Here is a 24,598-nt window from a genome sequence, read left to right as displayed (position 1 = left end):
TTTCTCTTTAATTTTAACATAGTTTCAAAAATATATTAGTTATTAGACTCGTAGATTTCTGGTTTCAAGACACCTACGAAAGGTAAATTACGGTAACGTTCTTTATAATCTAAGCCCATACCAACGACGAACTCGTTTGGAACATTGTAACCAAAATAATCTGGTTTCAAGTCAACAACGCGGCCTTCAGGTTTATCTAAAAGCGTCACAATTTTAACAGACTTCGCTTGACGGTATTTAAATAAGTCAACTAAATAGCGGAGTGTTTGACCACTATCGATAATGTCTTCCACGATTAAAATGTCGCGACCAGCAACGTTTGTATCTAAGTCTTTAATGATTTTCACTTCACCTGAAGAGACTAATGCCTCGCCATAGCTTGAAACATCCATAAAGTCCATTTCGACATGGATATCTATTTCACGAATTAAATCTGCCATAAAAGGAATCGCACCTTTTAAAATACCAATTACTAATGGGGTAATATCACCGTAATCCGCTGATATCGCCTTACCTAATTCAGCCGTTTTAATCGCAATTTCTTCTTTTGAGTATAATGTTTTTTCAATGTCCTTCTCCAACATAAGAGTCTCCTTCCAGATCTTGCTCATTCTTTAAATAGATGAGCCTGTAATGTATTTTATCAGTTTCTTTCTCAATACTCAAATAACTTTTCCTAAAGGGCAAAATCCATAGAATTTGGCCTTCAGTATTCACTACTAACCAAGTTTCTTGGCGTTTTTGATGGGGGATTTTTTCGTCAATAAAGTAACGACTAACCTTTTTAGTATTGCCCCCTTGATTGTAACTAAAGCGATCACCTGGTTGAGCTTTCCGAATCATTAATTCTTGATTAGGTTCCCCTTGGGGTAAAGCCATCTCAGTCTTCGACCAGTTTTCTGTCCCAGCAGGTAGGCTTAACGGGGCATCACTCAATTGCAGTAAGAGGTGTTCCCTCGGACTAAGCTTGAGGCTTTCGCCGATTTTAAGTCGCCGCCTTTGGTGACAATCTTCTGTTTGCGCCCCTTGAACTAAAGTCAGTTGCTGATAACTTTTAATGATCAACCACTGGCTAGGTAAACTAATCTGCCCACTAGCTTTTTGACTATTAGCTAGTTCCATGACCCCGGCTAACTGAACCTCATTGACTTCATAGCCATGACTAATTAAGTTTTCTTGAAAAAAATGAACTAAGAACATGTATTGCTGACTTTCCGCTAAAGTTTGAAACTTCTGATTGTCAATTGTCCACTGACTATCTGGGCTTTCAGTCACTAATTGCTGATAGATGTCAGCAACCTTCTCGGCAACAATATCATTAGCATACTCAATTTGTTTGACGAAACTATGAATTTGTTTTAAAAAATTTGGATTTTCTGCTTTTAATTGGGGAATAATGTGGGTTCTTACTCTATTTCTAAAATAATCATCACTGCGATTCGTTTCATCTTCAAAATACCGTAACTTTCGCTCAGTCGCGTATGCTTGAATCTCATTTTTAGAATAAGCTAACAAGGGCCGATAAATCATCATTCCTGATCGCCGACTACTTTTGCGAATACCGACTAAATTGCGAAGTTGACTACCTGATGTTAATTTCATCAAGATTGTCTCGGCTTGGTCGTCACTGTGATGACCAGTGACGAGGCCTTGATACCCTTCTCGCTGATAAATCTCACTGAAAAAGTTATAGCGAAACTCCCGGGCCTGACTTTCGACATTCCCTAAAGTCTCAGTTGCTCTTTGCCACTGCTTTTCATAATAAGGGAGACCTTTCGTTTTACAATAGTCTTTTAAATATTGGGCCTCTTGATCCGACTCTGTTCTTAATTGATGGTTGACATGAATGACACCGATTAGCGGTCTTTCTTCACTTGGTAAACTTAAAAACAACTCTAATAAAACGCGAGAATCAACACCACCGGAAATAGCTAGCAATAATTTATCCTGTTTTCCCCAATAGTCGCCATTACAGTGACTGTCATTAAAAGTTCTTTGTAACACTTGGGCACCTCCTTGCCATGAAAACACAAAAAGGATAAGTTGCCTTATCCTTTTTCGCTTATTTAGTTACGTCGTCCACCGCGACCGCCACGTTTACCTTCAGTATTACGTTTCAATGAAGTTAAACGATCGTCACTGTCTTTTAAGAACGAGCTCATTAAAGAATCAAAATCATCTTTTTTAGGTGCTTGTTGGACAACCGGTTTTTTATACTCTTTTCGTTGAGGGCGACTAAACTCTTTTTTCGGCGCTCTTTCAGGTACTTCATCTGACGAAGCCCGGCGAATTGATAAACCAATCTTGCCGTCGTTGCCGACAGTCATTACTTTTACTTCAACTGTTTCTCCTACTTTAAGAACTTCGTTAATGTCCTTAACATAACTATTCGACACTTCACTGATATGAACTAAACCAGTTTTCCCTGCTCCTAAATCTATAAATGCTCCAAAATTTGTGATTCCTGATATTTTACCAGAAACTTTTGCCCCTACTTCGATTGACATAAAAAAGTTGTTCCTCCTTAGTATTTTAAAACCTTTTTTATTTTAGCTAACTAAGCAATCACTGATTCGAAGAATTTTTCGTACTTGATTGTTTAGTTGGTTGTTCTTTGGTTTTTGTTTCAGTTCTTGCGTTTTGATTAATTTGAGGGATGTTATAAACAAGCTCCCCCTCTTTTGTATAAAAATATTTTTGACGTGCTAGCTTTTGCAAGTATTCTTCATCTTCCAAGAGTTTAACATCGTATTCCAAAGCAACGACTCGTTGATTAAGTTCTGCTTGTTGAACTTCCGCAGCAACTTTTTCAGCTTTTAAGCTATTGATATGTTGGTAACTTCTAAACAAGTTAAAACCACTCAAGACAAAAAATACAATAGCCACAGCAAATACTACAGCTAAACGGCGTCGTCTAAAGATAACTCGTTTTTGTGCTTTGTTAAATTCTTGAATTTGCTCTTTCGTGTACTGGTTGCCAATGGAAGCGATATTCGTTTCCTGTGGTAGCTCTTGTTTAAGTTGTTTTTCTTCCATACCAAAAACTCCATTCCCTGGATTTTGTATCATAGACATTATATCAATAAGGACTACCATTGTCTAATCTAAATTTACTCAGCTTCCACTCTTGTCTCACTAATGATTTCATACATCTTCGTAGCGTCTTCTTTTCTCGTAGAATCTTTTAATTCTAAGATCTTGATTTCTAATATTTTATTACCAAATTTGATTGTCACAGTGTCGTTAACCTTCAAACTAGTCGAAGATTTAGCTACTTGACCATTGACTTGAATCCGTCCTTTATCAGCCACTTCTTTCGCAACTGGACGACGTTTAATAATTCGTGATACTTTTAAAAATTTATCTAATCTCATTTTTTCCACCTCATTATTATTAATGATTGAAAACAATGGCTTGACTATTGCGACCATTGACGTCTATAACTATCATACCTAATGAACTCCGGAATATCCACATCTTTTTACTTATTATATAGTAGCTTATGGTTTTAACTCTTCCGGTTGGTCTCCTTTGACATACTTTTGTTCACGTAAAGCCGTAATGATTTTCGAAAGTTCTAACAACCAAACAGCGGCCCCTTTATTTTTCGGGATGCTCAGTTTAATCTTCATCTGATCATCATCTAAACCTACGTCAGCTTGATAGTCAGTCACTGCTAACGCTTTAAATAGCTGCTCAACTTTATAAGTGTTCGTCCCGGCTTTGCTGAGAATAATTTCTAATTTATCACCTTTACGAGTGATTTTTTCAACTAAAGCGTAATCACCATTCATTTTAATTAAACCAATTGATAATAAATAGCCAACTTCATCAGGATAGCCACCGAAGCGGTCAATCAGATCATCTTCTAACTCTTCGTACATTTCTTGGGTCTCAAGTTGACGAACCCGTTTATAGATTTCGATTTTTTGCCGTTCGTCGCTAATATAATCCGTTGGAATATACGCATCAATTCCCACATCAATTTCCATTGATGTTTTATAATCTTGAGGGGCTGACCCTTGTTTACGAGCCACAGCATCATTTAACATTTGGGTATACATATCAAAACCAACTGAGTCAATAAAGCCATGTTGTTGGGCTCCTAATAAATTACCGGCTCCTCGAATAGACAAGTCACGCATGGCAATTTTAAAGCCAGAACCTAGTTCGGTAAAGTCTTTAATTGCTTGCAAACGTTTCTCACTGACTTCGTTTAAGATTTTTTGCGGTTCGTACATGAAGTAGGCAAAAGCTACCCGATTACTTCGGCCAACCCGTCCTCTTAATTGATACAACTGGGATAAGCCCATATGGTCCGCATTCTCAACGAATAAGGTGTTCACATTCGGAATATCCACCCCGGTTTCAATAATAGTCGTAGTCACTAGGACGTCGTATTCTTTGTTAATAAATTCATATAAGACATTCTCTAATTGAACTTCTGTCATCTGGCCATGGGCGTAACCGATGCGGGCATCGGGGACTAGACTTAATAATTCATCCACTTTTTGTTCAATTGTATCCACTCGGTTATAGAGATAGAAGACTTGACCATCTCTGGCTAATTCCCGTTCAATGGCATCCCGAATCGCTCCTGGATTCTTCTCCATGACATAAGTCTGAACAGGGTAACGGTTAGCTGGCGGGGTTTCGATGACTGATAAGTCTCTGACTCCTAACATTGACATATGTAAGGTTCGGGGAATCGGCGTTGCCGTTAACGTCAGAACATCGACTTGGGAACGAATTTGTTTCAAACGTTCTTTATGTTTCACCCCGAAGCGCTGTTCTTCATCAATAATCAACAAACCAATGTCTTGGAATTCAACATCTTTCGATAAAATTCGATGAGTTCCTACAACGATATCGATTTGACCTTTTTTAATGCTTTCCATCGTCGCCGTTTGTTGTTTTTTAGTTCTAAAACGACTCATTAAACCAATACTGACTGGGAAACCATTAAAACGGTCAATCATCGTTTCATAATGTTGCTGAGCTAAGATTGTTGTTGGTACGAGCATTGCTACTTGTTTGCCATCTTGAACAGCTTTAAAAGCTGCTCTTAAAGCGACTTCTGTTTTACCATAACCAACATCCCCAACTAAGAGGCGATCCATCGGTTTAACTTTTTCCATGTCGTGTTTGATTTCTTGAATGCTCCGCAGTTGGTCTTCCGTCTCACTATAAGGAAAGGCATCTTCAAACTCTCGCTGATAATCGTCATCAGCTGAAAAGGCGTAGCCTTTTTCAGCTTCCCGAGCAGCATATAACAAAATTAAATCGTCAGCAATGTCTTCAATTTTTGAAGAGACTTTACTACGAGTCTTCGTCCACTCACTACCGCCCAGTTTATTAATCCGCGGTGTTTTCGACTCAGAAGCGACATATTTTTGAATTAAGTTTAATTGAGTCACAGGAATAAAGAGTTTATCGTTATTTTGATATAAAATCGTCATGTAATCCTGATGAACCCCATCCATTTGCAAGGTTTCCATCCCGATATACTTACCAATCCCGTGATTAATATGCACAACATAATCGCCAGTTTTTAACTCGTTATAACTTTTCAAACGTTCCGCATTGGAAATCGTTTGCTTCCGGGCCCGTTTTTTAGCCACTGTTTGTAAGACTTCTTTTTCAGTAATGACCACGAGTTTTTCTTCTACTAATTCAAAGCCAGATTGTAACGTCCCCACAGCAATTTGAACTTGCCCTAGTAAGATCTGATCCTCAGTTGTCACGACAGCATGAATATCATGGTCAATAAACAGCTCTTCTGTCTTTTTACTTTTTTCTAAATCTGAGACTAACACAACGACTGTTTCTTGTTTTTTAACCCAACGGTCCATTTCAACTTTTAATAAGCCCATTTGCCCAAAAAACTGTTGCATGCTTCTAAATTGGTAATTATGAATGGCTTGGAACTTTAAATTCCCCATGCCTTTTTGAAACAAAGAAAAGAAAGTCAAGGAACTTTCGGCTTTTTTGACAAGACTGCGGACATCGCCACCTAATTCTTGCTCAGGAAAGGCTCGTAAGTCTTGTAACTTAAGAGTTAGCCATTCCCCTTCTTCCCGTTGCATCTCTTTTTCGGCTTCTAACATCCGGGGATAGTCATCCATAATAATGAAATCTTGGGCGGTTAAATAATTAAAGAGGCTCGTTTTACTATCATATAAGTAATCTAAATAAAAGCGGGCGTCTTCAGTTGGGTTACCTGATTGCCACTCGCCAATTAAAGCATCAAAATAATTACTTAATAATTCTTTATCAGCCGGTTCTTTTAAAACTGCCAAATGTTTGTCTAAGGCATCACGTAAACGACTAGCCCCTTTTTCCAAAACTGCTGCTTCAGCAAAGACATCCGTCGCTGGACTAATTAAGACTTCTTCAATCGTTTTAATCGAACGTTGGGTCTCTGGTTCAAAATAGCGAATCGAATCAATATCCACATCAAAAAAATCAATTCTGACAGGGTATTCTGTCGTCAACGGATAGACGTCTAAAATACTGCCACGCAAACTAAACTCTCCTGGCTTAGCCACCATTCCTTGGCGGACATAACCCATGAGAACTAGTTCTTTTGTTAATGCCTCAATGTCGACTGTCTGCTCCTTGACTAACCGACGTTCAAATTGCTGCCAATCCTTGAGACTAGGTAAGAATTTGCGAACACCTGCCAAAGGCACAACAATCACTCCCGGTTTGCCACTAGCTAAGTAAGACAACGTTGTCACTCTTTCAGCTAAGGCTTCCGGTGAAGAGAATGCCATTTCCACAGAGGTGACCTCATCCACAGGAAATAAATGGAGCTGTTCGTCAGGAATCACGTTTCGCAGATCTTCTGTTAAGTTCGTTGCTTGGTATAAATTGGGGGTGACAATGATAACTCGTTGTTGATGCTCGGCAAATAAACTAGCCATGACTAAGGTTTTGGCTGAGCCAGTTAGTCCCGTCACTAGTTGTTGTTTTGAAGTGGTGACTTGCTCTAACCAACTTCTTGTTGTCGCTCCATTAGCAATCATTTTCATAATACTCATTTACATTTGTCCTACTTCCTATGACTTTACGTTAAATTTATTCATTGTGTCTACAAAGCTATGACCTTCTGCCCAGTACAAACTAGCATCTGCGGCTCTTTTAACTGAAAGTAACATATCTTCATGGGTTTCTTTGGGAAATGTTCCTAACACATGAGAAATCACATCTTTACCTGGTCGTGGTCGATCAATACCGACTCTGATGCGATTAAATTCTTTCGTTCCTAAATGTTGAATTAAACTTTTAATGCCGTTATGACCACCAGCCCCGCCTTGTTGTCTAAGACGGAGTTGACCGACAGCTAAATCTAAATCATCATAAATGACTAATAAATCTTCAATTGCTAGATTATAGTAATCCATCAAAGGTCTCACGGAACGGCCTGAATCATTCATAAAAGTTTGAGGTTTAGCTAAAATCACTTTTTCTGTGCCGACAAAAAACTCGGCAATTTCAGCTTCACATTGCTTTTTATTAAGACTTAGCTTTTCACGATGAACGAGTTCATCAATCGTAATAAAGCCTACATTATGTTTCGTTGCCATATATTTAGTTCCAGGGTTACCTAACCCTACTATTAATTTCATCTAATTGCTGACTCCTCTCACTCACCTGGCAACTCTTTGTTCTGTTGCCACGTTACACACAAAATAGCTGAGGGAGATATTCTCGCCCTCAGTTTTTTTAATTATACCATATTAAAGGCATTCTTTATAAACAATTAACTTGCTTTATTAGTGAATTATTTTTATCATTAGAGAAAGAATGATTACTTTCTGTAAGTTATTATCCGCGAACTTTCTTACGAAGTCGTAAGTTTCTCATTATCAATTCAATTTTAAAAGCGATATGTTACAATATGATTACAAATAAACTAAAAAGGAGCTTCTTATGAAAGCTAGAAAATGGTTATATATACTTATTACTGTGCTTTTAATCGTTATTTTAGGGATCTATTTTTACCAAGCTAACTTTTTCAAAAGCCATTACTTACCAAAAACGACTGCTAATGGGATTGATATTAGTGGTATGACTCACAACGAGGCCGAAAAAACCTTAACAACTAAAACCGCTAAAGAACAGTTTGATATTATCGAAGATGGTCAAGCCTGGAAAGAAATCCCTAAGAGTCAACTAGGGATTGAGTACGACTATGGCCAAGATTTAGAAAAAATCTTAGCGAACCAAAACAATTACACTTGGATCACCGCTTACCTTAAATCAAATGAACAAAAATTATCAGACGCCTCACTTAATGAAGAGAGTTTAAAAACTTTTGTAACAACTTTAGAAAAAGACTTAACGGCCTTAAATAAAGACCGGACAGTCAGTACTAATGCCACAATCAAAAAAGGGGAAGCTGGCTTTGAGATTGTCCCTGAAGTTCAAGGAAATAACTTAGACACAAAAAAAATTATCACTCGCCTTAAAGAAGATTTGGCAGCCGGTAAATCTTCCCTTGACCTGAAAGAGTTTGTTGTGAAACCAACGATTGCTGCTGACAATGCCGATTTGAAAAAAAATCTGGCTGAAGTTAGTACTGTCATCGACCAAGAAACGGCCTACTTAATTAACGGCGAAACAATCAATATTCCTAAGGAAACAATTTCCAGCTGGATCAGTTACGATCAAAAAAATAACCAAGTTGATTTAGATAAAGAAAAAGTACGGGCCTATGTTGCTGGCCTAGGTGACACTTACAACACTAGTACTAACTCGACTAAATTTAAGAGTACTAAACGAGGAGAAGTGACGATTCCCGCTGGCTCTTATAGTTGGACGATTCAAACAGATACTGAAACGGAAGAGCTTTACCAAGCCATTTTGGCTGGCCAAGGAGTTAACCGTTCGCCAATTATCGCTGGTAGCGCCTCAGTTGGTTCACCTTTAATTGGTAATACTTACGTTGAAGTTGATCTCCAAAACCAACACATGTACTTCTATAAAAACGGTGACTTAGTCCTTGATACTGACATCGTTTCTGGTAAACCAACGACACTTACTCCCCCAGGCGTTAACTACCTCTGGAAAAAAGAACGTAATTCAATTTTACGTGGGACAAACGATGACGGTTCGAAATATGCTGAACCCGTTGATTACTGGATGCCAATTGATTGGACTGGCGTCGGTATTCACGATTCTGATTGGCAACCAGCCTATGGTGGCGAACTTTGGAAAACCGCTGGCTCTCACGGTTGTATCAATACCCCACCTGCCGTGGCTGCTAAATTATACGAAGCCATTGATGTTGGCACACCTGTTTTAGTCTTTTAAACACCAAGGACCTGTGACTTCTGTCACAGGTCTTTTTTGATACTTACTTATTTCTGTTGTAGCTCCTGAATTAGCCAGTCACCGATATAGATTGCCCCATCGTAAGAATTATGCCACGTTTCGTCATACATCGAAATCCCTTTAATCATTGGCGGCGATAATTGACTTGAGCCATCTGCTAACAGCCCTTGAATATCTAAAACTTGGACCTTGTTAGCATTATTTTTAAGAACTTTCTTAATAATCAGATTCATCTCATCAGACTGTTTCGTCAAAGCTAACTCTGAACGTTGATGAGCGTTATTAATGACATTCATAACGTAAATGTCAACCTCACGTCGACTGAAGAAATCAATTACTTTTTGATATTGGCTAATATATAAGGCAGCAAAGCCTGGGTCACCTACTTGGATTTCTTCCTCATCAATTACCATTTTCGCCTGATCAGAATTACCAAACTCTAAAATAACTTTTGTTGGATAATACGTATTTAAAGCTGTTTCCCAATGTTCTAAATAACCGGAAAAGCTTTTGTACATCCCGATTTTCTCATTGTTTTGCAAATAATAGTGGGGATCCATCAGACTGCCATTACCGACACCATAAGCCAGAGTCCCATAATCAACTTGGCTATTTTTCTGATTCGCTAAAGCAAACCCCATAGCCGTTCTTCGAGACCAAGAATCCCCTACAAACAGGACATTTTCCTGACCTTCAATGACTATCGGTTCACTAGCGATCCAGCGTTGTTCAATCAGCTGTTCTGACCCTTTAAATAGTCTAAAGTCATTCGCATTTTTCACCATGACACTAGTTATAAGTGGTAGCATCATCACTAAAATCAGACAGGGAACCCCTCCTCGCAACTTGACTTTACTTTCAACTAAATAATGCAACACTAGGGCGCTAATAATTGAAAAACAAAACTGGAGTAGCTGTAATACATAATTTTGGCTATGAAGAGAGACGCCTGTTAGTTTTAAAATGGCATCACTTGAAAGAAAGAAAATAACTGGCATATGAACTAAGTATAAGGAAAAGCTAATCTTCCCAATAAAAAGTAATACGGGATTTTCAAATACGTAGTTAATTATCCGCGTCTCAGTCACGCCTGCTAAATAAATTAAACTAGCAAATAAACTTGAGAAGATGATAATGACACCCTTAAATAGTAGGAGATTACCTACATCAAAATATGCCCAAGACAGATAACTTAAGCTCAAAATAAGGCCACTGATCATAAGGCTTTGGCCTTTGAGTTTTTTCTTCTCGGCATTGAATAAAACCACACCGACCATCCCACCGATTACAAAAGAAAAAATTCGTGTTAAAGGGTTGTAATACATTTGATTAAAGGAAAGATAACTGCTAGCAAAGACTGTACCAATACCTAAGATTACCGCCATAGCTAGTAACCATTGTTGAACTTTTTCCTTGCCTTTTGGCTCATTTAACTGACTTTTTAATAAGTACTTCATAATAAAAGGCCAAAACAAATAAAATTGTAATTCAATCCCAATCGACCACATATGGAGTAATGGAGACTTCACGCCCCGTTCCCAGTAACCTAAGGAATGGAATAGTTCATAAAAATTCTCCACCCCAAAAGCTGAAAAAACGCCTTGAGAAGTCACTTTTTCATAAATTGAATAGACTGGAAAATTGATAAATAGAAATAACGTTCCTAAGATTGTTACTAACAAACTTGGATATATCCGTGAAATTCGCCGGATAAAAAACTGCTTAATATTCAAACTTTCGGTTTCTGTATACTCTTTCAAAATTAGTAAGGTAATAATAAAGCCAGATATCACAAAAAATAACTCAACTCCGGAAAACCCACTATTAATTACACCTAAATGAAACAAAACAACTAATAAAACTGCAACCCCTCTAAACCCATCTAAATAACTAATTCTATTCATTTAACGACTCCTTTTAATTGATATGCCAGTAATTAAAGACCCCTAATTATAAATTAAAATAACAAACAGACATATGTTTTATAAACACAAAAAAAGCCCTTAGCTTAAATTTGCTAAGTGACTTAATGATTAACCTAAATATAAAAAACCTTGGGCTTTCAGGGCCGTTTTGATCTTTTTAAAGCCTTCTTCAGTCGCACATTCTAACGTATGAATGTGTATCCCACCAGTTAAATCCGATAATAAGCGAACCTTTCCCGCTTCCACAACTTTAACAAATTGGTCGACATCCCCTTGAGTGCGAATGTCTAAATTACCTGTTAATTCGCCGTAATAAGGATGCTCCACTGCCACATCTAAAACACAACCGCCTAAACTGACAATTAAAGCTAACTCGGCTCGAGTATCTGCTGGTCCGTGTTGGCAAACCACTTTACCAAGATACCATGCTTCCCCTTCGCCGTTAGCTAACAGATAGCCCTTAGAAGTCGCTCGGACTTGAATGCCGGCGGCTCTAATTAAAGCCACATCGCCAACAATAATTTGGCGACTGACTGAAAAATTTTTAGCTAACTTTGAGGCACTAATTGCTAGCTGGGATTGCTCGAGGGCTTTAATAATTAAAGCTCTTCTTTCTTCACCATTCACTGATTTCACCTCTTTAAGTGTTTTGCTTTTGTTGATAATCACGAGAAATTCTCATCATCTCACGATAGAGGGCCAGGACACTTTCTTCATAACTAGGATTTTCAACATAGCCTTTTATCTTTTCAAAGACTTGCTCTTCCCGAGAACTGTCCAAAATAGCAATCCCTTGAGCTTTTTTTATTTCCGCGACTTCCGTTACTACTGCCAGCCGTTTTTCTAATAAGCTAACTAATTCTTGATCAATCTGATCAATTTTTTGTCGTTGTTCTGATAACATCACTTTTCCTCATTTCTTTCGTTTATATCTGCAAAAAAGGTCGTTGCATCTTCTTGAATCATGATAATCTCTTCATTAAGGAGTAACTCTTCTTGATTGATGACAATTACTTGACTATCTCCACGTCGGTAGTCGATTAAACTAGCGAAGGGATAGACTTTTAAGCTAGTGCCGACAATAACGATTAATTCGGCTTCTGCCACTGCCTTAATCGATTGACTAATCACCTCTTCAGCTAGTCCCTCTTCATAAAGAACCACATTAGGACGAATCATTCCGCCACATTTTTGATGGGTCATTGATTGTAAGTATGCCTCGACTGCAACTGTTTCTCCGCATTTTTGACAATAGCAATCATAAAGACTGCCATGGAAATTCATGACTTTCTGGCTGCCGACTTGATGATGAAGTTGGTCAATGTTTTGGGTCACAATCTTAACTGTGGCTTTTTCTTTTTCCAAGCGGGCCATTGTTTGATGAATAATATTCCCTTTGGCCTGAGGATGATAAAGTTCTTTAACAAAGCGATAAAACTTTTCTGGTTCCTCTTGCAAACAACTATGACTTAATAAATATTCCGGTGCGTCAATGCCTGCATAGACCCCAGTCATTGAACGATAATCAGGAATACCTGAGGCGACTGAAACACCTGCTCCTGTTAGAAAGGTAATTTTTTGACTGTCTTTAATTAAATTTAATGCTTCTTGTCTTTTTTCCATTTTTATCACCTAGTCTCATTATAACCAAGGTTCCCTAAATAAAAAAGCAGAAGGCTAATTTTAGCCCTCTGTTACTTGAAAGAGTTTCGTCCTAACTTTTTGCCACATCAGCCCTAGACAATGAACGGTCACTAAAACTAAGATAAAACGCAACCAACCATTTTGCTGAAATAGCCCCTTGAAACTTGTAGACTGACTTAATTTAGTCCAAAAAAACAACACAAACAAATGACCAAAGTAATAAAAATTCGTCCACTGGTTTAATTGTAATAAGCGTTCTTGGGAAAGCTTAACTTGCCAATCTTTAGCTATTAGCAAAAGCAACAAGGCTACTGGGACAAACATGACTAAAAAATTAGCATCTAGTCTTGGTTTATCAAATATAAAGCATAGTTCAGCTATCAACAAGCCTAAACAAGGAACTAAATACGTAACTTTGGCATATTTAGCAAATCTTTGACTGTGATCACTGACAAAAAAGCCTAAAGCGACAAAAATCATCCCGAAAAATAACCCATTTCGCGTTGTTTGGAAGATTTTCATGTAGCTATCAACTATTTCAATAAGATAGGTATTAGTTAGGAGACTATAATAAGTTTCAAGACAACCTAGTAAGTATAACATTCCGCTTAAAGTTAAAACCACTTTGTAATTCCAGCGCTTTAACAGCCAATTAACGATAACTAAGGCAAACATTAAAGCTGGCACATACCAGAGATGGTAATAGGTTCCAGCATAAAAAAAGCCAACTAATAAAGCTAATGGGTACAAAAACCACGGAATGTCGACATTTTGATTCAACCAAAGGAGACCTAAGGGCAGGTAAAACAAACTCCACCAACCATAAACTTTCCCAAGCTTTTTCAGATAGCTCTTAAAATAAGCAGGGTCTTTTTTTAAGCGCTCCCTCACAAGAAAGCCTGAAACTAGAAAGAAAATCGGCACAGCTAAACGACCGATACCATTAGAAAAAGTATAACTAAGCCATTTCATAGTTGGAAATAATGGCGAGATGTGAACCACAATGACTAAAATAGCTGCGCCATATTTTAAACAATCGATACCAGGATAACGTTTGTTAGTTAGTTGTTCTTGACGTTCCTTGGGCAAATGAATTCTCCTTTTTATCTTCGTTAAATGATTAGTATACTAGAGTTTCACTCTAAAAAAAACCGTCCTAAGACCGACTTACAAGATGAAGTTAATTTTTCTTGTGAATGATACAACTACTGAAAGTTCAAAGTTACCCCCCTTGGAAAGAGGGTCATTTTAGATACTTTTGACCTTCTAAAAAAAGTTTGTGATAAAAATAGCAACTTTCTTGTTGATTTTCATGACAAGAGAAAAATAAGATGATAAAATAGCAAGTGAGAAGAAAGAGGTGAAATAAATGGTAGCATTTTTAATTTATTGGGTAGCTATTTTAGTTAGTATTGCTTGGATCGTCATTAGTACAGCTTTTTCTGTCTACTACTTAGCAAACAAAGAGAATGGTAACTTATGGGCTTTCGCATTATTTAACGTTCTTGCAGCAATTGTTCTAGCTATTGTTTTAGTTGTTTACAAAACTTGGGATTTCGATATCACAACGTATAGTTCACTTATGTATGGATTGATTGCAACTGAATTAGGTTTAGCAGTCATTAAAGCTGTTTTAGGTCGCGAACCTAAATTAGCTGCAGCAAAATAAGTTTTTTACCCTTTGACTTCCAAGTCAAATTAGGTTAAGATTTATGAAATTGAATAAGTGCCTCAATATGAGGTAGAGGTCGCGATAATTAGGAATTATAACTTAGCATGAGGATGCTGTGAGGTTATAAGGAGGGAACATCGCCGAAATATTTACTAGCCTCACTAGTAGATGTTGGGACAACAGTTGATAGCTGTTGAACTGTCTTAACTTTCAAAAGTTAAGTTGCGCTATTCTTGTCTAAAGGCAGAATGAATCAGTCCAGTATCGCGACCTCATGAGAAATCATGAGGTCCTTTTTGTTTTCTCAGTTATTTTTAACAGCGAGTTAACGGGATTGATTGGCTACAACCTGAGGAAGTCAGCTTTTGACTTCCTCACCCCACCTCTCATTTGACACTTACAATTTAAAATCAATTGACACGAGAGAACTGTCAAAATAGGAGGAACAAAATGAATATAAAAAAACTCGTGACGATGATACTCCCTGTACTACTAGGGTTAGTTGTCTTTACGCTACCTGTCCAGGCAGAAGAAGACACCTTTAAAGTCGCTATGGAAGCTGGTTATGCACCTTTTAACTGGACCCAAACAACGGATCAAAATGGGGCTGTTCCCATTGAAGGCTCAAAAGAATTTGCTGGTGGCTATGATGTTGAAATCGCTAAAACCATTGCCAATCAACTTGGTAAAAAACTAGTGATTGTCAAAACCCAATGGGATGGCCTACCTTTAGCTCTAACTTCTGGTAAAGTCGATGCCGTAATTGCTGGGATGTCACCAACGGAAGAACGTCGCAAAGAAATTGATTTTTCTGACATTTACTACCAATCTCATTTAGTCCTCCTCGTCAAAAAAGGCAGCCCTTATGAAGAAGCAACGGCCTTAACTGATTTTGCTGATGCTAAAATTACAGCTCAATTAAACACCTTTCACTACTCGGTAATCGACCAAATAGCTGGTGTTAACAAACAAACGGCCATGGATGACTTTGCCGCCATGCGCGTGGCTTTAGAATCAGGGGTGATTGATGGTTACGTCACTGAAAAACCGGAAGCTTTAACTGCTGAAAATGCGAATCCTAACTTTAAACTTGTTGAGTTCTCACAAGCTAATGGTTTTCAAACAGAACCGGCTGACACTGCCATTGCGATTGGTTTAAAAAAAGACAGTCCTTTACGTCTTGAAATCAATGACATTTTAGCTGAGATTCCGCCAGCTGAACAAGACAAAATTATGAAACAAGTCATTGCTAATCAACCTGACAATAATAGTAATGAGATTTGGGTCATTAAAATATTGAAAGAAAACGGCATGATGTTCTTACGTGGCGCTGGGATGACTTTATTCATCTCCCTAATCGGAACGGTTTTAGGAACAGCCATTGGGATGGCCATCGGCGTTTTCAGAACGATTCCAACTCCAGAAAGAAAGTTCAAACGGATCTGCTATGCTATTTTAAATAAATTTTTCTCAGTCTACATTGAAATTTTCCGGGGAACTCCAATGATCGTTCAAGCCATGGTGATTTACTACGGTTCCGCTCAAGCTTTTGGGATTGATATTAACCGGACCTTAGCTGCTCTCTTTATTGTTTCGATTAATACGGGAGCTTACATGACTGAAATCGTCCGTGGCGGCATTTATTCTGTTGATAAAGGTCAATCAGAAGCGGCTCAAGCGATTGGTATGACACATGGTCAAACTATGCGCAATGTCGTTATCCCTCAAGTCATTCGTAATATTCTACCTGCTACAGGTAATGAATTTGTGATTAATATTAAAGATACTTCCGTTCTAAACGTGATTGCTGTCAGTGAGTTATTCTTCCAAGCGAAATCAGTTGCCGGTAGTAACTACCGCTTCTTCGACACCTTCTTTGTTGTCTGTGTGATTTACTTTATTATGACTTTCACTGTGACCCAAATTTTACGTTACTTAGAGCGCCGTCTTGACGGTCCAGATGATTACGCCCCTTATGCGAATCAAATGCAAGTTGTGACCCCGGAAGACATTAAAGCTCAACAGGAGGGACTATAATTATGTCTAATATGATTGAAATTAAGCACTTAAATAAATGGTATGGCCAGAATGAAGTTTTAAAAGACGTTAGTTTAACAGTGGCTAAAGGGGAAGTCGTGACAATTATCGGCTCCTCTGGTTCTGGTAAATCAACCTTACTCCGTTGTATTAATTTACTCGAAAAACCGACGAAAGGCGATATTATCTTCAACGGTCAAAATATTTTACAAGATAACTATAAACTGCCAGAATATCGGACCCATTTAGGAATGGTTTTTCAACAATTCAATTTATTTGATAATCATGATATTTTAAGCAACTGTGTCGTTGGACAAGTTAAAGTCTTAAAACGCTCCCCTGAAGAAGCTGAAAAAATCGCTGTGGAAAACTTACGCCGGGTTGGCATGGAAAATTTTGCCCATGCTAAACCTAAACAATTATCTGGTGGTCAAAAACAACGGGTCGCCATTGCTAGAGCTCTCTCGATGAATCCTGACTGCCTCTTATTCGATGAGCCAACTTCGGCTCTCGATCCAGAAATGGTTGGGGAAGTCTTAAAAATCATGCGGGAGTTAGTTGAAACAGGACTAACAATGGTTGTCGTTACCCACGAGATGGGCTTTGCCCGGGACGTTTCTGATCGGGTGATCTTTATGGATAAAGGGGTCATCGCAGAATCTGGGACACCGGAACATATTTTTAATCATCCTACCGAAGAACGGACCCAGCAATTCTTAGAACGGGTCTTAGCGGAAAATTAGTTATCCACAGAGGTTGTTAATTGTGGATAACTTCTCCACTGACTTTTACCCATATTTTTCAGAATAACCGCTTGTTTTAACAGTCATTCTCTTAGTTATCCCCAGTTCTAACAAAGTTATCCCCAAAAAATGTGGATAACTCTGTTTTTTTATGTGGACAACTCGTGGAATTTAAAGAATAGATCATTAGGGCTTGCATCTTTACGACTAAAGGCTTTTAATAAATAGGGAGGTGCTTACATGGAATTTAAACGTTTTATGCAATTATTCATCATTTATGCCTTATCAATTGTCATCCCTTTGTTGTTAATTGAAAAACTGCAGCTGACTAGCTTCACAGGCAAACTAGCCATCTTAGTCATTATTGGCTATTTAGTTTTAGCCATTCCTTTAACAATTATGACCTTACGTAAATCACAAAAATAGAAAAACACCGAGAGCATGTAGTTTGCTCTCGGTGTCTATTTATATAGTTAATAGTTTAAATTATTCTTTGTCTTTAGCTTCGCCAATTACTTCTGGTTGAGCAACTGGTGCTGATGTTGAATCATCAACTTCAGGTTCAGCATGAACGATTGCTTCTTCAACAGTCGCAACTTGTTCTTCTAATTCAGTCACGATTGTGTAGTCTTTGTGAACTGGAATGTCAGCAACTGTAATTGCGTCGCCAATTTCCATGTGTTCAACGTTAACTTCAACGCGCTCTGGTAATTTATCTGGTGTTGCAGATACCATAATTGTGTATAGGTTTTGTCCAAGAACCCCACCGATTTTAACCCCTTTAGGAGTACCTACTAATGTAAGCTCTGCTTCGACTTCTGTTTCTTCATTCATATCAACTGCTAAGAATTCAACGTGAACCCAATCGCGGTTAAATGTGTCTAATTGGTAATCATACAATAAAGTTGGGACTTTTTTGCCCGCAATTTCTAATGTATAAACGGCGTTTTGTCCGTTTTCTCTAATTAAACGACTTAACTCATGAGCGTCTACTGAAATTGAAGTATTTTCAACTTTATTTCCGTAAACAACACCAGGTACTTGTCCTGCTGCTCTTAATTCTTTTCTTAGTGATCTAGGTCTAACTGCTCTTTCTGCTACTTTAACGATTACTGCCATAATTTTATTCCTCCTTAAGATATTATCCAAAATAAGTTCGTTTTTTAGCTCTACGTCGTCGCTTAAATTCTGAATCAATTTTAACTCACTTCGACTAATAGGACTAAAAATTAACCGGCTTTTGCCATTTCTTGAGAAACGAACTTCACTTATAGTTATAGACAATCACTCTTACATAGAGAAACATGGCTGGACTAGCCAAAGTTATTCATACTTTAAGAGACTACAATCCGATTGCTTAAACAAAAATTTCCCATTTAATGAAAATTCCTATTTGCCCATCGTGACTTTTCTTTTAATGAAAGTGGCTCTCTCACTAAAATTAATTCATCACACTATAATATAAGCTTATGTCTTAACCATACGCACTTTTTTGCGATAAGTCAAGAAATCCAACATTAAATAGAAAGAAAACGTTATTTTATTCTTAAAATAATATTATAACTTCATCATTTACTGTTTTTTATTATATTACACACCCGTTAAACTTGTTTATCATTCTTTTATATAATAATTGTACATAAAACATCTTTAGCTACCTTTTTTTAAAAGTGACTACTTTATATCTGTTAATCTAGTAGACTCTGTTCACTTTTATCTAGTTTCACAGGGGGGTAAACCTAGTTATCACCGGATATGGTTAAAATACTCCTAGTTGTACCGGGAGATATAAGCCAGCCCCTAGCTTTATTTATTCTAGTGAGTAGCGTACAATAAAAGAATCATTTATTATCGTTATAATGATTTAACTGTTGGGAGGAATTGTATGTTTTCACTGTTACCTTATGCAAAAAAATACCGTAAGGAAGTTATTCTCGGTCCAATCTTCAAATTTCTGGAAGCTGTGTTCGAGCTTTTTCTACCTTTTTATATGGCTAAATTAATCGACAACGGCGTTGCTAAAAACGATTCTGCCTACGTGATTAAAACCGCCTTAACAATGATTGCCATGTCAGTCATCGGACTGATTTGCGTTATGATTTGCCAATATTACGCTTCGATTGCCTCACAAGGCTTCGGAACTGAGCTTCGTTCCGGTTTAATGAAAAAAATTAATACCTTATCTCATCAAGAATTAAACGACTTTGGGACAGCCACCTTGATTACCCGTTTAACTAGTGACGTCAATCAACTCCAACTAGCTTTAGCGATGTTGATTCGTCTAGTCATCCGGGCTCCCTTTTTAAGTCTCGGCTCTGTGGTAATGGCTTTCTATATCAATCCCCAGATGGCCTTAATTTTTGTGATTTCTTTACCGATTTTTTGTTTAATCTTATTTTTCATTATGAAAAAAACCGTGCCACTGTATCGGATTGTTCAAAGGAAAGTTGATAGTTTGAACTTAGTCATTCAAGAAAACCTCAGTGGCGTTCGAGTTATTCGGGCCTTTGGTCAAAAACAACGGGAAAAAGTTAAAATGCGGGAAAGTACCGATGAACTTGCTCGGGCTTACACTCGAGTGGCTAATATTTCCGCCTTACTAAACCCAGCCACTATTTTAATTATGAACGCCTCAATTATTGCGTTACTTTATTTTGGCGGGATCAATGTTAATACCGGCTCCATGGGTCAAGGCGAAGTCCTAGCCTTGATTAACTACTTAATTCAAATGCTTTTAGCTTTAATCGTTGTTTCTAATTTAGTCGTGGTCTTCACTCGAGCCTCCGCTTCTGCTAGCCGAGTCAACCAAATCCTCACCACTGAATCATCAATTAATGACGTTGCCACACCCTTAACGCCGACTTTCGCCCTTGGGGAAAAAAGCCTAAGCTTTGATCGGGTTGATTTTAAGTACACAGAAAAAAGTGGGTTAGCTTTAGAAAACATCTCTTTCTCCATTCAACAAGGCCAAACCTTAGGAATCATTGGGCCCACTGGTAGCGGGAAAAGTACGTTAACCCAGTTGATTCCCCGTTTTTACAATGGAACTGCTGGCGAAATTTCCGTTGGCCAACACCCTGTCAACGAGCTTTCTTTAAAGGCCTTACGGCAACAAGTCGGTATCGTTCCCCAACAAAGTGTCTTATTTTCTGGTACGATTCGTGAAAATTTAGCTTGGGGGAAAACGAATCCAACAGATGAGGAGTGTTGGCAAGCACTTACTACCGCCCAAGCTGCTGATTTTGTCAAAGCGTTGGCAGACGGCCTTGAGACGATTGTCTTAGAAGGTGGCAAAAACTTTTCTGGTGGTCAACGCCAACGACTAACCATTGCTCGAGCCTTAATTAAAAAACCTGCTATCTTAATTTTAGATGACTCACTCAGCGCTCTCGATTACCAAACGGATTTAGCGTTACGAAAAGCGTTACGAAAAGATTTAGCTGCAACGACCTTAGTCATTATTTCCCAACGAGTTAGTTCGGTCACAGATGCGCAAAAAATTCTCGTCTTAGCTGAGGGCAAACAAGTCGGCTTAGGCACCCACAGTGAATTACTTGCGGAATCAACTGTTTATCAAAACATTTACCAGTCACAACTAGAAAAGGAGGAGTCAGTCTAATGAACAAAAACGTCAAACACTCCTCGGCTTTTCAACGCTTTCTACCTTATTTGTTAGTTTATAAAAAAGAAATGTTCAGTGCCTTATTATTAGGCATTGCTGGCGGCACCGCCACAGTGATTATCACTTTTTATACTGGTCGCGGAATCGACGCTATGATTGGGGCTCAGGCTGTTAATTTCAGTGCCTTGTTTAAGATCCTCTTCCTCTTAGGCAGTCTTTTAATCGTTGCTACCTTATCACAGTGGCTCCTTCAGCTCTTAGGCAATCGGATGTCTTACAAAGCAGTCGCTGAACTCCGGAAAGACACGTTTAACCACTTGAATCAGTTACCAATTAATTACTATGATCAAACAGCCCACGGTAATATTATTAGTCGTTTTACAAATGATTTAGACTTCGTTTCTGAAGCCGGCGTTGCCATCTTTAATACTTTATTTTCGGGGATGACGATTGTCCTCATTTCATTAATCTCGATGTTCTATCTAAGTCCAACCTTAACTTTAGTCGTGCTAGTAGCCACACCTTTGATTTTCCTAGTGACTTGGATTGTCGCCACGACTAGTCAGCGACGCTTCAGCGAACAACAACAGATTGTTGGTGACATCTCTAGCTTTGTTAATGAAGTTGTTGGCAATCAAAAAGTCGTCAAAGCTTTTCAATATGAAGAAAGTGCCCAACAGACTTTCGACAAACTCAATCAGCGCCTCCTTGTCCAAGGCCAAAAGGCTCAGTTTGCTTCCTCACTAACGAATCCTTTATCTCGTTTTATCGATCATTTAGCTTATGTCTTTATTGGTCTATTAGGTGGCTTAGTCGTGATTAAAGGAACTGGCAATTTAACTATCGGGATGATTTCTAGTTTCACTATTTATGCGAGTCAATTTTCAAAACCTTTTATTGAGCTATCGGGAATTACGACGCAAATTCAAACAGCCCTAGCCGGTTTAGAACGAACGTTTAATATAATGGATCAGCCCCAAGAACTACCGGAAGAAGCTGACGCCTTAACATTGACTAAGGCAGTTGGCGAGATTTTCTTCGATGATGTTAGTTTTTCTTACTTACCAAACACACCATTGATTCGCAATTTAACCTTACGAGTTAACCCCGGTGAGACAGTGGCAATCGTTGGTAAGACTGGTGCTGGTAAATCAACTCTCGTCAATCTATTAATGCGCTTTTATGACGTGACGAGTGGTGATATTTTGATTGATGGTCATTCATTAACTAAGTACACCCGAGATTCTTTACGAAAATCCTTTGGCATGGTGCTACAAGACACTTGGTTATTCGATGGTACGATTCGTGAAAATCTCCTCCTTGGTAACCCTAGCGCCAGTGACGCTGAAATGGTTGCGGCGACTAAATCAGCTAACATTCATGCTTTTATCGAGAAACTACCAGACAGTTATGACACGGTGATTGGTAGTAGTGGCGTAAAAATTTCTGAAGGCCAACGGCAATTATTAACAATTGCTCGGACAATGATTTCCGAACCGCCGATGTTAATTCTCGATGAAGCGACTAGTTCCGTCGATACTTTAACAGAACAACAAATTCAACGGGCCTTTCTCAGTATGATGAAAGGTAAAACGAGCTTCGTCATCGCTCACCGCCTAGCGACTATTCGTGAAGCTGATACGATTCTTGTGATGGATCAAGGTGCGATTGTTGAAATTGGTAGCCATCAAGAATTATTAGCTATCGAAAATGGGTTTTATTACCAACTTTACCATTCTCAATTCACGAGTTAATAGTAGGCCAGAGTCACTTCTTGGTTCTGGAACTCTTTGATGTCTTTTTAATATAAATAACCCCCTCAGAGACATGCAGTTCTCTGAGGGGGTCTTTGATTTAATTATGACTTTATTTGACTGAATAAACTGTTATTTTTCTGCTTTTAATAAGTATAACTTTTCTTTTGGTAAAAAGACTTGAGGGAATTTACTCCCAATCAGAACAATCACTACTGATGACACAAGGGCAGTGGCTAAACCACTGGCGCCATTCATGACTAGTGAGAATATTAGAGGATTCATGCCCCATAATGCGTAAGCGCCCCAGAAGACAACCCCGGCTACAAAATGCCAGAAATAGCGCATTAAAGTCCCTAGTAATGTGGCTTGAACTAAGTGGATTTTAAACTTTTTAGTGTCTCCACTTGCTAAGGCTTCTTGAATTTTATTTTTATAAAGACCAGCAAAACCAGCAAAGGTAAAGGCTAGTAAATACTCGATAAGGACTTGGACAATACTTAAGAAGTAAACACTCCCCACTAGGAAATGCAATAATCCCCAAATTAAACCTGCGTATAACCCCGGTTGTAACCCTCGGCGTATCGCGTAAACAGTTAAGGGAATCATCCCTAAAGAAATACTAAAACTTGTCCCAATATTGGTCGGGATCATCGAGAGAGCAATGGCAAGAGCTGCCACGATCGCTCCTTCAATCCAGACTTGTAACTTTTTTGACGTCATAAAAAAACTCCTCCTTTTTTTGTAGAACAAAAGCCATACAACAAAGGAGGAGCAGAAAGTTACATTTCTACCCCATCACAATCCCTACGCTCGTGTTAACGAAATCAGGTTCGAAGGGTCCAAGCTATTGCTCAATCTCAGCCCGTTAAGGCACCCCTTTGTGATGGTAAGTTCTATTTAGTTTTTTGACACCCTTAATATAACATGAGAGGGCTTACCTTTCAACTTATATGGCTAATTTTCTGAGACAAGGCATACTAATTACATGTTTAAGCTAAAATAACATTACTAGTTTTGAGCTTCTAACAACTACTTATTCTGGATTCAATCTATTAATTTAAGCCATTAAGCTGTATAATCCACATTAACCTTAATCAAATGGGTGGAACCCTATTATGTCTTATTATTTTTCACTACCAATTACAAATACTATTAGCCTCGTCCATACTGATCAGTTGATGGCCGAAGAGATTTTTCAATTGGTAGCCTCAGATAAAGAACACTTACGACCTTTTTTAGATTTTGTCGACCTGGCCACTGATTCATCTGGCCAACTTAATTATATTAATCTTAAACTAAAAAAAGACAGTGAAGGTACCGATAAATTATTTTGTATCACTTTTAAGAACAAAATTGTTGGTTGTGCTGACCTCCACAATATGGATCAGCAGCTTCGAAAAGCTGAGATTGGTTATTGGATTCATTCTGACTACAAAAACCAAGAAATTATTAGTCAGGTTGTCCGTAAAATCTGTGATTACGCTTTTAATTATTTAAATTTAAATAAACTAATTATTATTGCTGACACTGAAAACCTAGCTAGTAATCGGGTGGCCCAAAAAGCTCAATTCACTTTTGTCGGAACAGATGTTGATGATTTTATGATGAATGGCAGCTATCGTAATATGAATAAGTACGCCTTGTTACGCCAAAACTTTCTTAGTGACTAGTCTTGGCGGCAGGACATAAACAGTCAATCAATTAAAAAAAGTGGGAGGCCTATTCGAACGAATAAAGTGTACCCCTTGTCAAGGACATAATAAAAAAAGTGGTATGAATTGTGTAAAGATGATTCCCAAAATTTGGGGATCATCTTTTTTATACTTTGAATGTTTCGTAATATTTTTGAGGTGTCAATC

The 24,598-nt window shown here is 38.1% G+C and carries 22 protein-coding genes and 2 riboswitches; of the genes, 8 read left to right on the top strand and 14 right to left on the bottom strand.

The features are described 5' to 3' along the window. Positions 1-35 precede the first annotated feature (35 nt). From hpt to pth, 7 genes are all read right to left on the bottom strand, one after another. Positions 36-584: a hypoxanthine phosphoribosyltransferase gene (gene hpt, locus CBF35_RS13970; protein WP_126782307.1), complete on the bottom strand. Its 549-nt coding sequence runs from the start codon at positions 582-584 to the stop codon at positions 36-38. Then, positions 565-2,004, bottom strand: a complete 1,440-nt coding sequence (gene tilS, locus CBF35_RS13965) for a tRNA lysidine(34) synthetase TilS (protein ID WP_126782305.1) — start codon at positions 2,002-2,004, stop codon at positions 565-567. Before tilS ends, hpt begins: the two co-directional genes overlap by 20 nt. A 62-nt stretch (positions 2,005-2,066) precedes the next feature. After that, a complete protein-coding gene (locus CBF35_RS13960) occupies positions 2,067-2,507 on the bottom strand; it encodes a S1 domain-containing RNA-binding protein (RefSeq protein WP_126782303.1) in 441 nt (146 codons plus the stop codon). Positions 2,508-2,565: 58 nt separating this feature from the next. Then, on the bottom strand, positions 2,566-3,036 hold the full coding sequence (locus CBF35_RS13955) for an FtsB family cell division protein (RefSeq protein ID WP_170174811.1): 471 nt from the start codon (positions 3,034-3,036) through the stop codon (positions 2,566-2,568). Between the two features lie 74 nt (positions 3,037-3,110). Then, positions 3,111-3,374, bottom strand: coding sequence for an RNA-binding S4 domain-containing protein (locus tag CBF35_RS13950; RefSeq protein ID WP_126782299.1), 264 nt, complete (start codon positions 3,372-3,374; stop codon positions 3,111-3,113). Positions 3,375-3,500: 126 nt separating this feature from the next. After that, the gene (mfd, locus tag CBF35_RS13945; protein ID WP_126782297.1) at positions 3,501-7,043 is read right to left on the bottom strand and encodes a transcription-repair coupling factor; all 3,543 of its coding nucleotides are present in this window, start codon (positions 7,041-7,043) and stop codon (positions 3,501-3,503) included. Between the two features lie 18 nt (positions 7,044-7,061). Beyond that, on the bottom strand, positions 7,062-7,631 hold the full coding sequence (gene pth, locus CBF35_RS13940; RefSeq protein ID WP_126782295.1) for an aminoacyl-tRNA hydrolase: 570 nt from the start codon (positions 7,629-7,631) through the stop codon (positions 7,062-7,064). Positions 7,632-7,935: 304 nt separating this feature from the next. On the opposite strand from pth, the gene CBF35_RS13935 reads away from it, so the two are divergent. Further along, positions 7,936-9,318, top strand: coding sequence for a L,D-transpeptidase family protein (locus CBF35_RS13935; RefSeq protein WP_126782293.1), 1,383 nt, complete (start codon positions 7,936-7,938; stop codon positions 9,316-9,318). Between the two features lie 47 nt (positions 9,319-9,365). Here CBF35_RS13935 and CBF35_RS13930 read toward each other — a convergent pair whose 3' ends face one another. The 5 genes from CBF35_RS13930 to CBF35_RS13910 all read right to left on the bottom strand — a co-directional run bounded on the left by CBF35_RS13930 (position 9,366) and on the right by CBF35_RS13910 (position 13,997). After that, positions 9,366-11,243 (bottom strand): acyltransferase family protein, encoded by a 1,878-nt coding sequence (locus tag CBF35_RS13930; protein WP_126782290.1) that lies wholly within the window; start codon positions 11,241-11,243, stop codon positions 9,366-9,368. Between the two features lie 129 nt (positions 11,244-11,372). Beyond that, on the bottom strand, positions 11,373-11,891 hold the full coding sequence (locus CBF35_RS13925) for a transcription repressor NadR (RefSeq protein ID WP_126782288.1): 519 nt from the start codon (positions 11,889-11,891) through the stop codon (positions 11,373-11,375). 13 nt (positions 11,892-11,904) lie between these two features. Continuing rightward, entirely contained in the window at positions 11,905-12,168 is a 264-nt protein-coding gene (locus CBF35_RS13920) for a chorismate mutase (RefSeq protein ID WP_126782286.1), read from the bottom strand. Next, positions 12,168-12,887 (bottom strand): NAD-dependent protein deacylase, encoded by a 720-nt coding sequence (locus CBF35_RS13915; protein ID WP_126782284.1) that lies wholly within the window; start codon positions 12,885-12,887, stop codon positions 12,168-12,170. Before CBF35_RS13915 ends, CBF35_RS13920 begins: the two co-directional genes overlap by 1 nt. Positions 12,888-12,947: 60 nt before the next feature. Next, complete coding sequence (locus CBF35_RS13910; protein WP_170174810.1) at positions 12,948-13,997, bottom strand: acyltransferase family protein; 1,050 nt, start codon at positions 13,995-13,997, stop codon at positions 12,948-12,950. 280 nt (positions 13,998-14,277) lie between these two features. On the opposite strand from CBF35_RS13910, the gene CBF35_RS13905 reads away from it, so the two are divergent. The 4 genes from CBF35_RS13905 (at position 14,278) to CBF35_RS13890 (ending at position 17,786) form a co-directional block, all read left to right on the top strand. Continuing rightward, on the top strand, positions 14,278-14,577 hold the full coding sequence (locus CBF35_RS13905) for a hypothetical protein (protein ID WP_126782280.1): 300 nt from the start codon (positions 14,278-14,280) through the stop codon (positions 14,575-14,577). Between the two features lie 65 nt (positions 14,578-14,642). Then, positions 14,643-14,818: riboswitch (Lysine riboswitch) on the top strand. Positions 14,819-15,030: 212 nt separating this feature from the next. Next, on the top strand, positions 15,031-16,617 hold the full coding sequence (locus CBF35_RS13900) for an ABC transporter substrate-binding protein/permease (RefSeq protein ID WP_407290311.1): 1,587 nt from the start codon (positions 15,031-15,033) through the stop codon (positions 16,615-16,617). A gap of 2 nt (positions 16,618-16,619) precedes the next feature. Continuing rightward, entirely contained in the window at positions 16,620-17,360 is a 741-nt protein-coding gene (locus CBF35_RS13895; RefSeq protein ID WP_126782278.1) for an amino acid ABC transporter ATP-binding protein, read from the top strand. Positions 17,361-17,600: 240 nt separating this feature from the next. Further along, positions 17,601-17,786 (top strand): hypothetical protein, encoded by a 186-nt coding sequence (locus CBF35_RS13890; protein ID WP_126782276.1) that lies wholly within the window; start codon positions 17,601-17,603, stop codon positions 17,784-17,786. A gap of 60 nt (positions 17,787-17,846) precedes the next feature. On the opposite strand, the gene CBF35_RS13885 is transcribed toward CBF35_RS13890, so the two are convergent. Next, positions 17,847-18,479 (bottom strand): 50S ribosomal protein L25/general stress protein Ctc, encoded by a 633-nt coding sequence (locus CBF35_RS13885; protein ID WP_126782274.1) that lies wholly within the window; start codon positions 18,477-18,479, stop codon positions 17,847-17,849. Positions 18,480-19,245: 766 nt separating this feature from the next. Here CBF35_RS13885 and CBF35_RS13880 point away from each other — a divergent pair. Together CBF35_RS13880 and CBF35_RS13875 are read left to right on the top strand one after the other, a co-directional pair. After that, positions 19,246-20,979, top strand: coding sequence for an ABC transporter ATP-binding protein (locus CBF35_RS13880; RefSeq protein WP_126782272.1), 1,734 nt, complete (start codon positions 19,246-19,248; stop codon positions 20,977-20,979). Further along, positions 20,979-22,736 (top strand): ABC transporter ATP-binding protein, encoded by a 1,758-nt coding sequence (locus tag CBF35_RS13875; protein ID WP_126782270.1) that lies wholly within the window; start codon positions 20,979-20,981, stop codon positions 22,734-22,736. The genes CBF35_RS13880 and CBF35_RS13875 overlap by 1 nt, the downstream gene beginning before the upstream one ends. A gap of 132 nt (positions 22,737-22,868) precedes the next feature. Here the strand turns inward: CBF35_RS13875 and thiT are convergent, their stop codons facing one another. Next, positions 22,869-23,459 carry an energy-coupled thiamine transporter ThiT gene (thiT, locus tag CBF35_RS13870; RefSeq protein ID WP_126782268.1) on the bottom strand — a complete coding sequence of 197 codons (591 nt, stop codon included), beginning with the start codon at positions 23,457-23,459 and terminating at the stop codon, positions 22,869-22,871. Between the two features lie 64 nt (positions 23,460-23,523). Beyond that, a riboswitch (TPP riboswitch) is annotated at positions 23,524-23,627 on the bottom strand. Between the two features lie 227 nt (positions 23,628-23,854). Between thiT and CBF35_RS13865 the strand changes: the two genes are divergently transcribed. Then, positions 23,855-24,409 (top strand): GNAT family N-acetyltransferase, encoded by a 555-nt coding sequence (locus tag CBF35_RS13865; RefSeq protein ID WP_126782266.1) that lies wholly within the window; start codon positions 23,855-23,857, stop codon positions 24,407-24,409. Positions 24,410-24,598 lie beyond the last annotated feature (189 nt).

Source organism: Vagococcus salmoninarum, from assembly GCF_003987495.1.
Classification (GTDB): Bacteria; Bacillota; Bacilli; order Lactobacillales; family Vagococcaceae; genus Vagococcus_D; species Vagococcus_D salmoninarum.
Note: the sequence above shows the minus strand (reverse complement) of the source record. Positions and strands in the feature narration are given on the sequence as shown.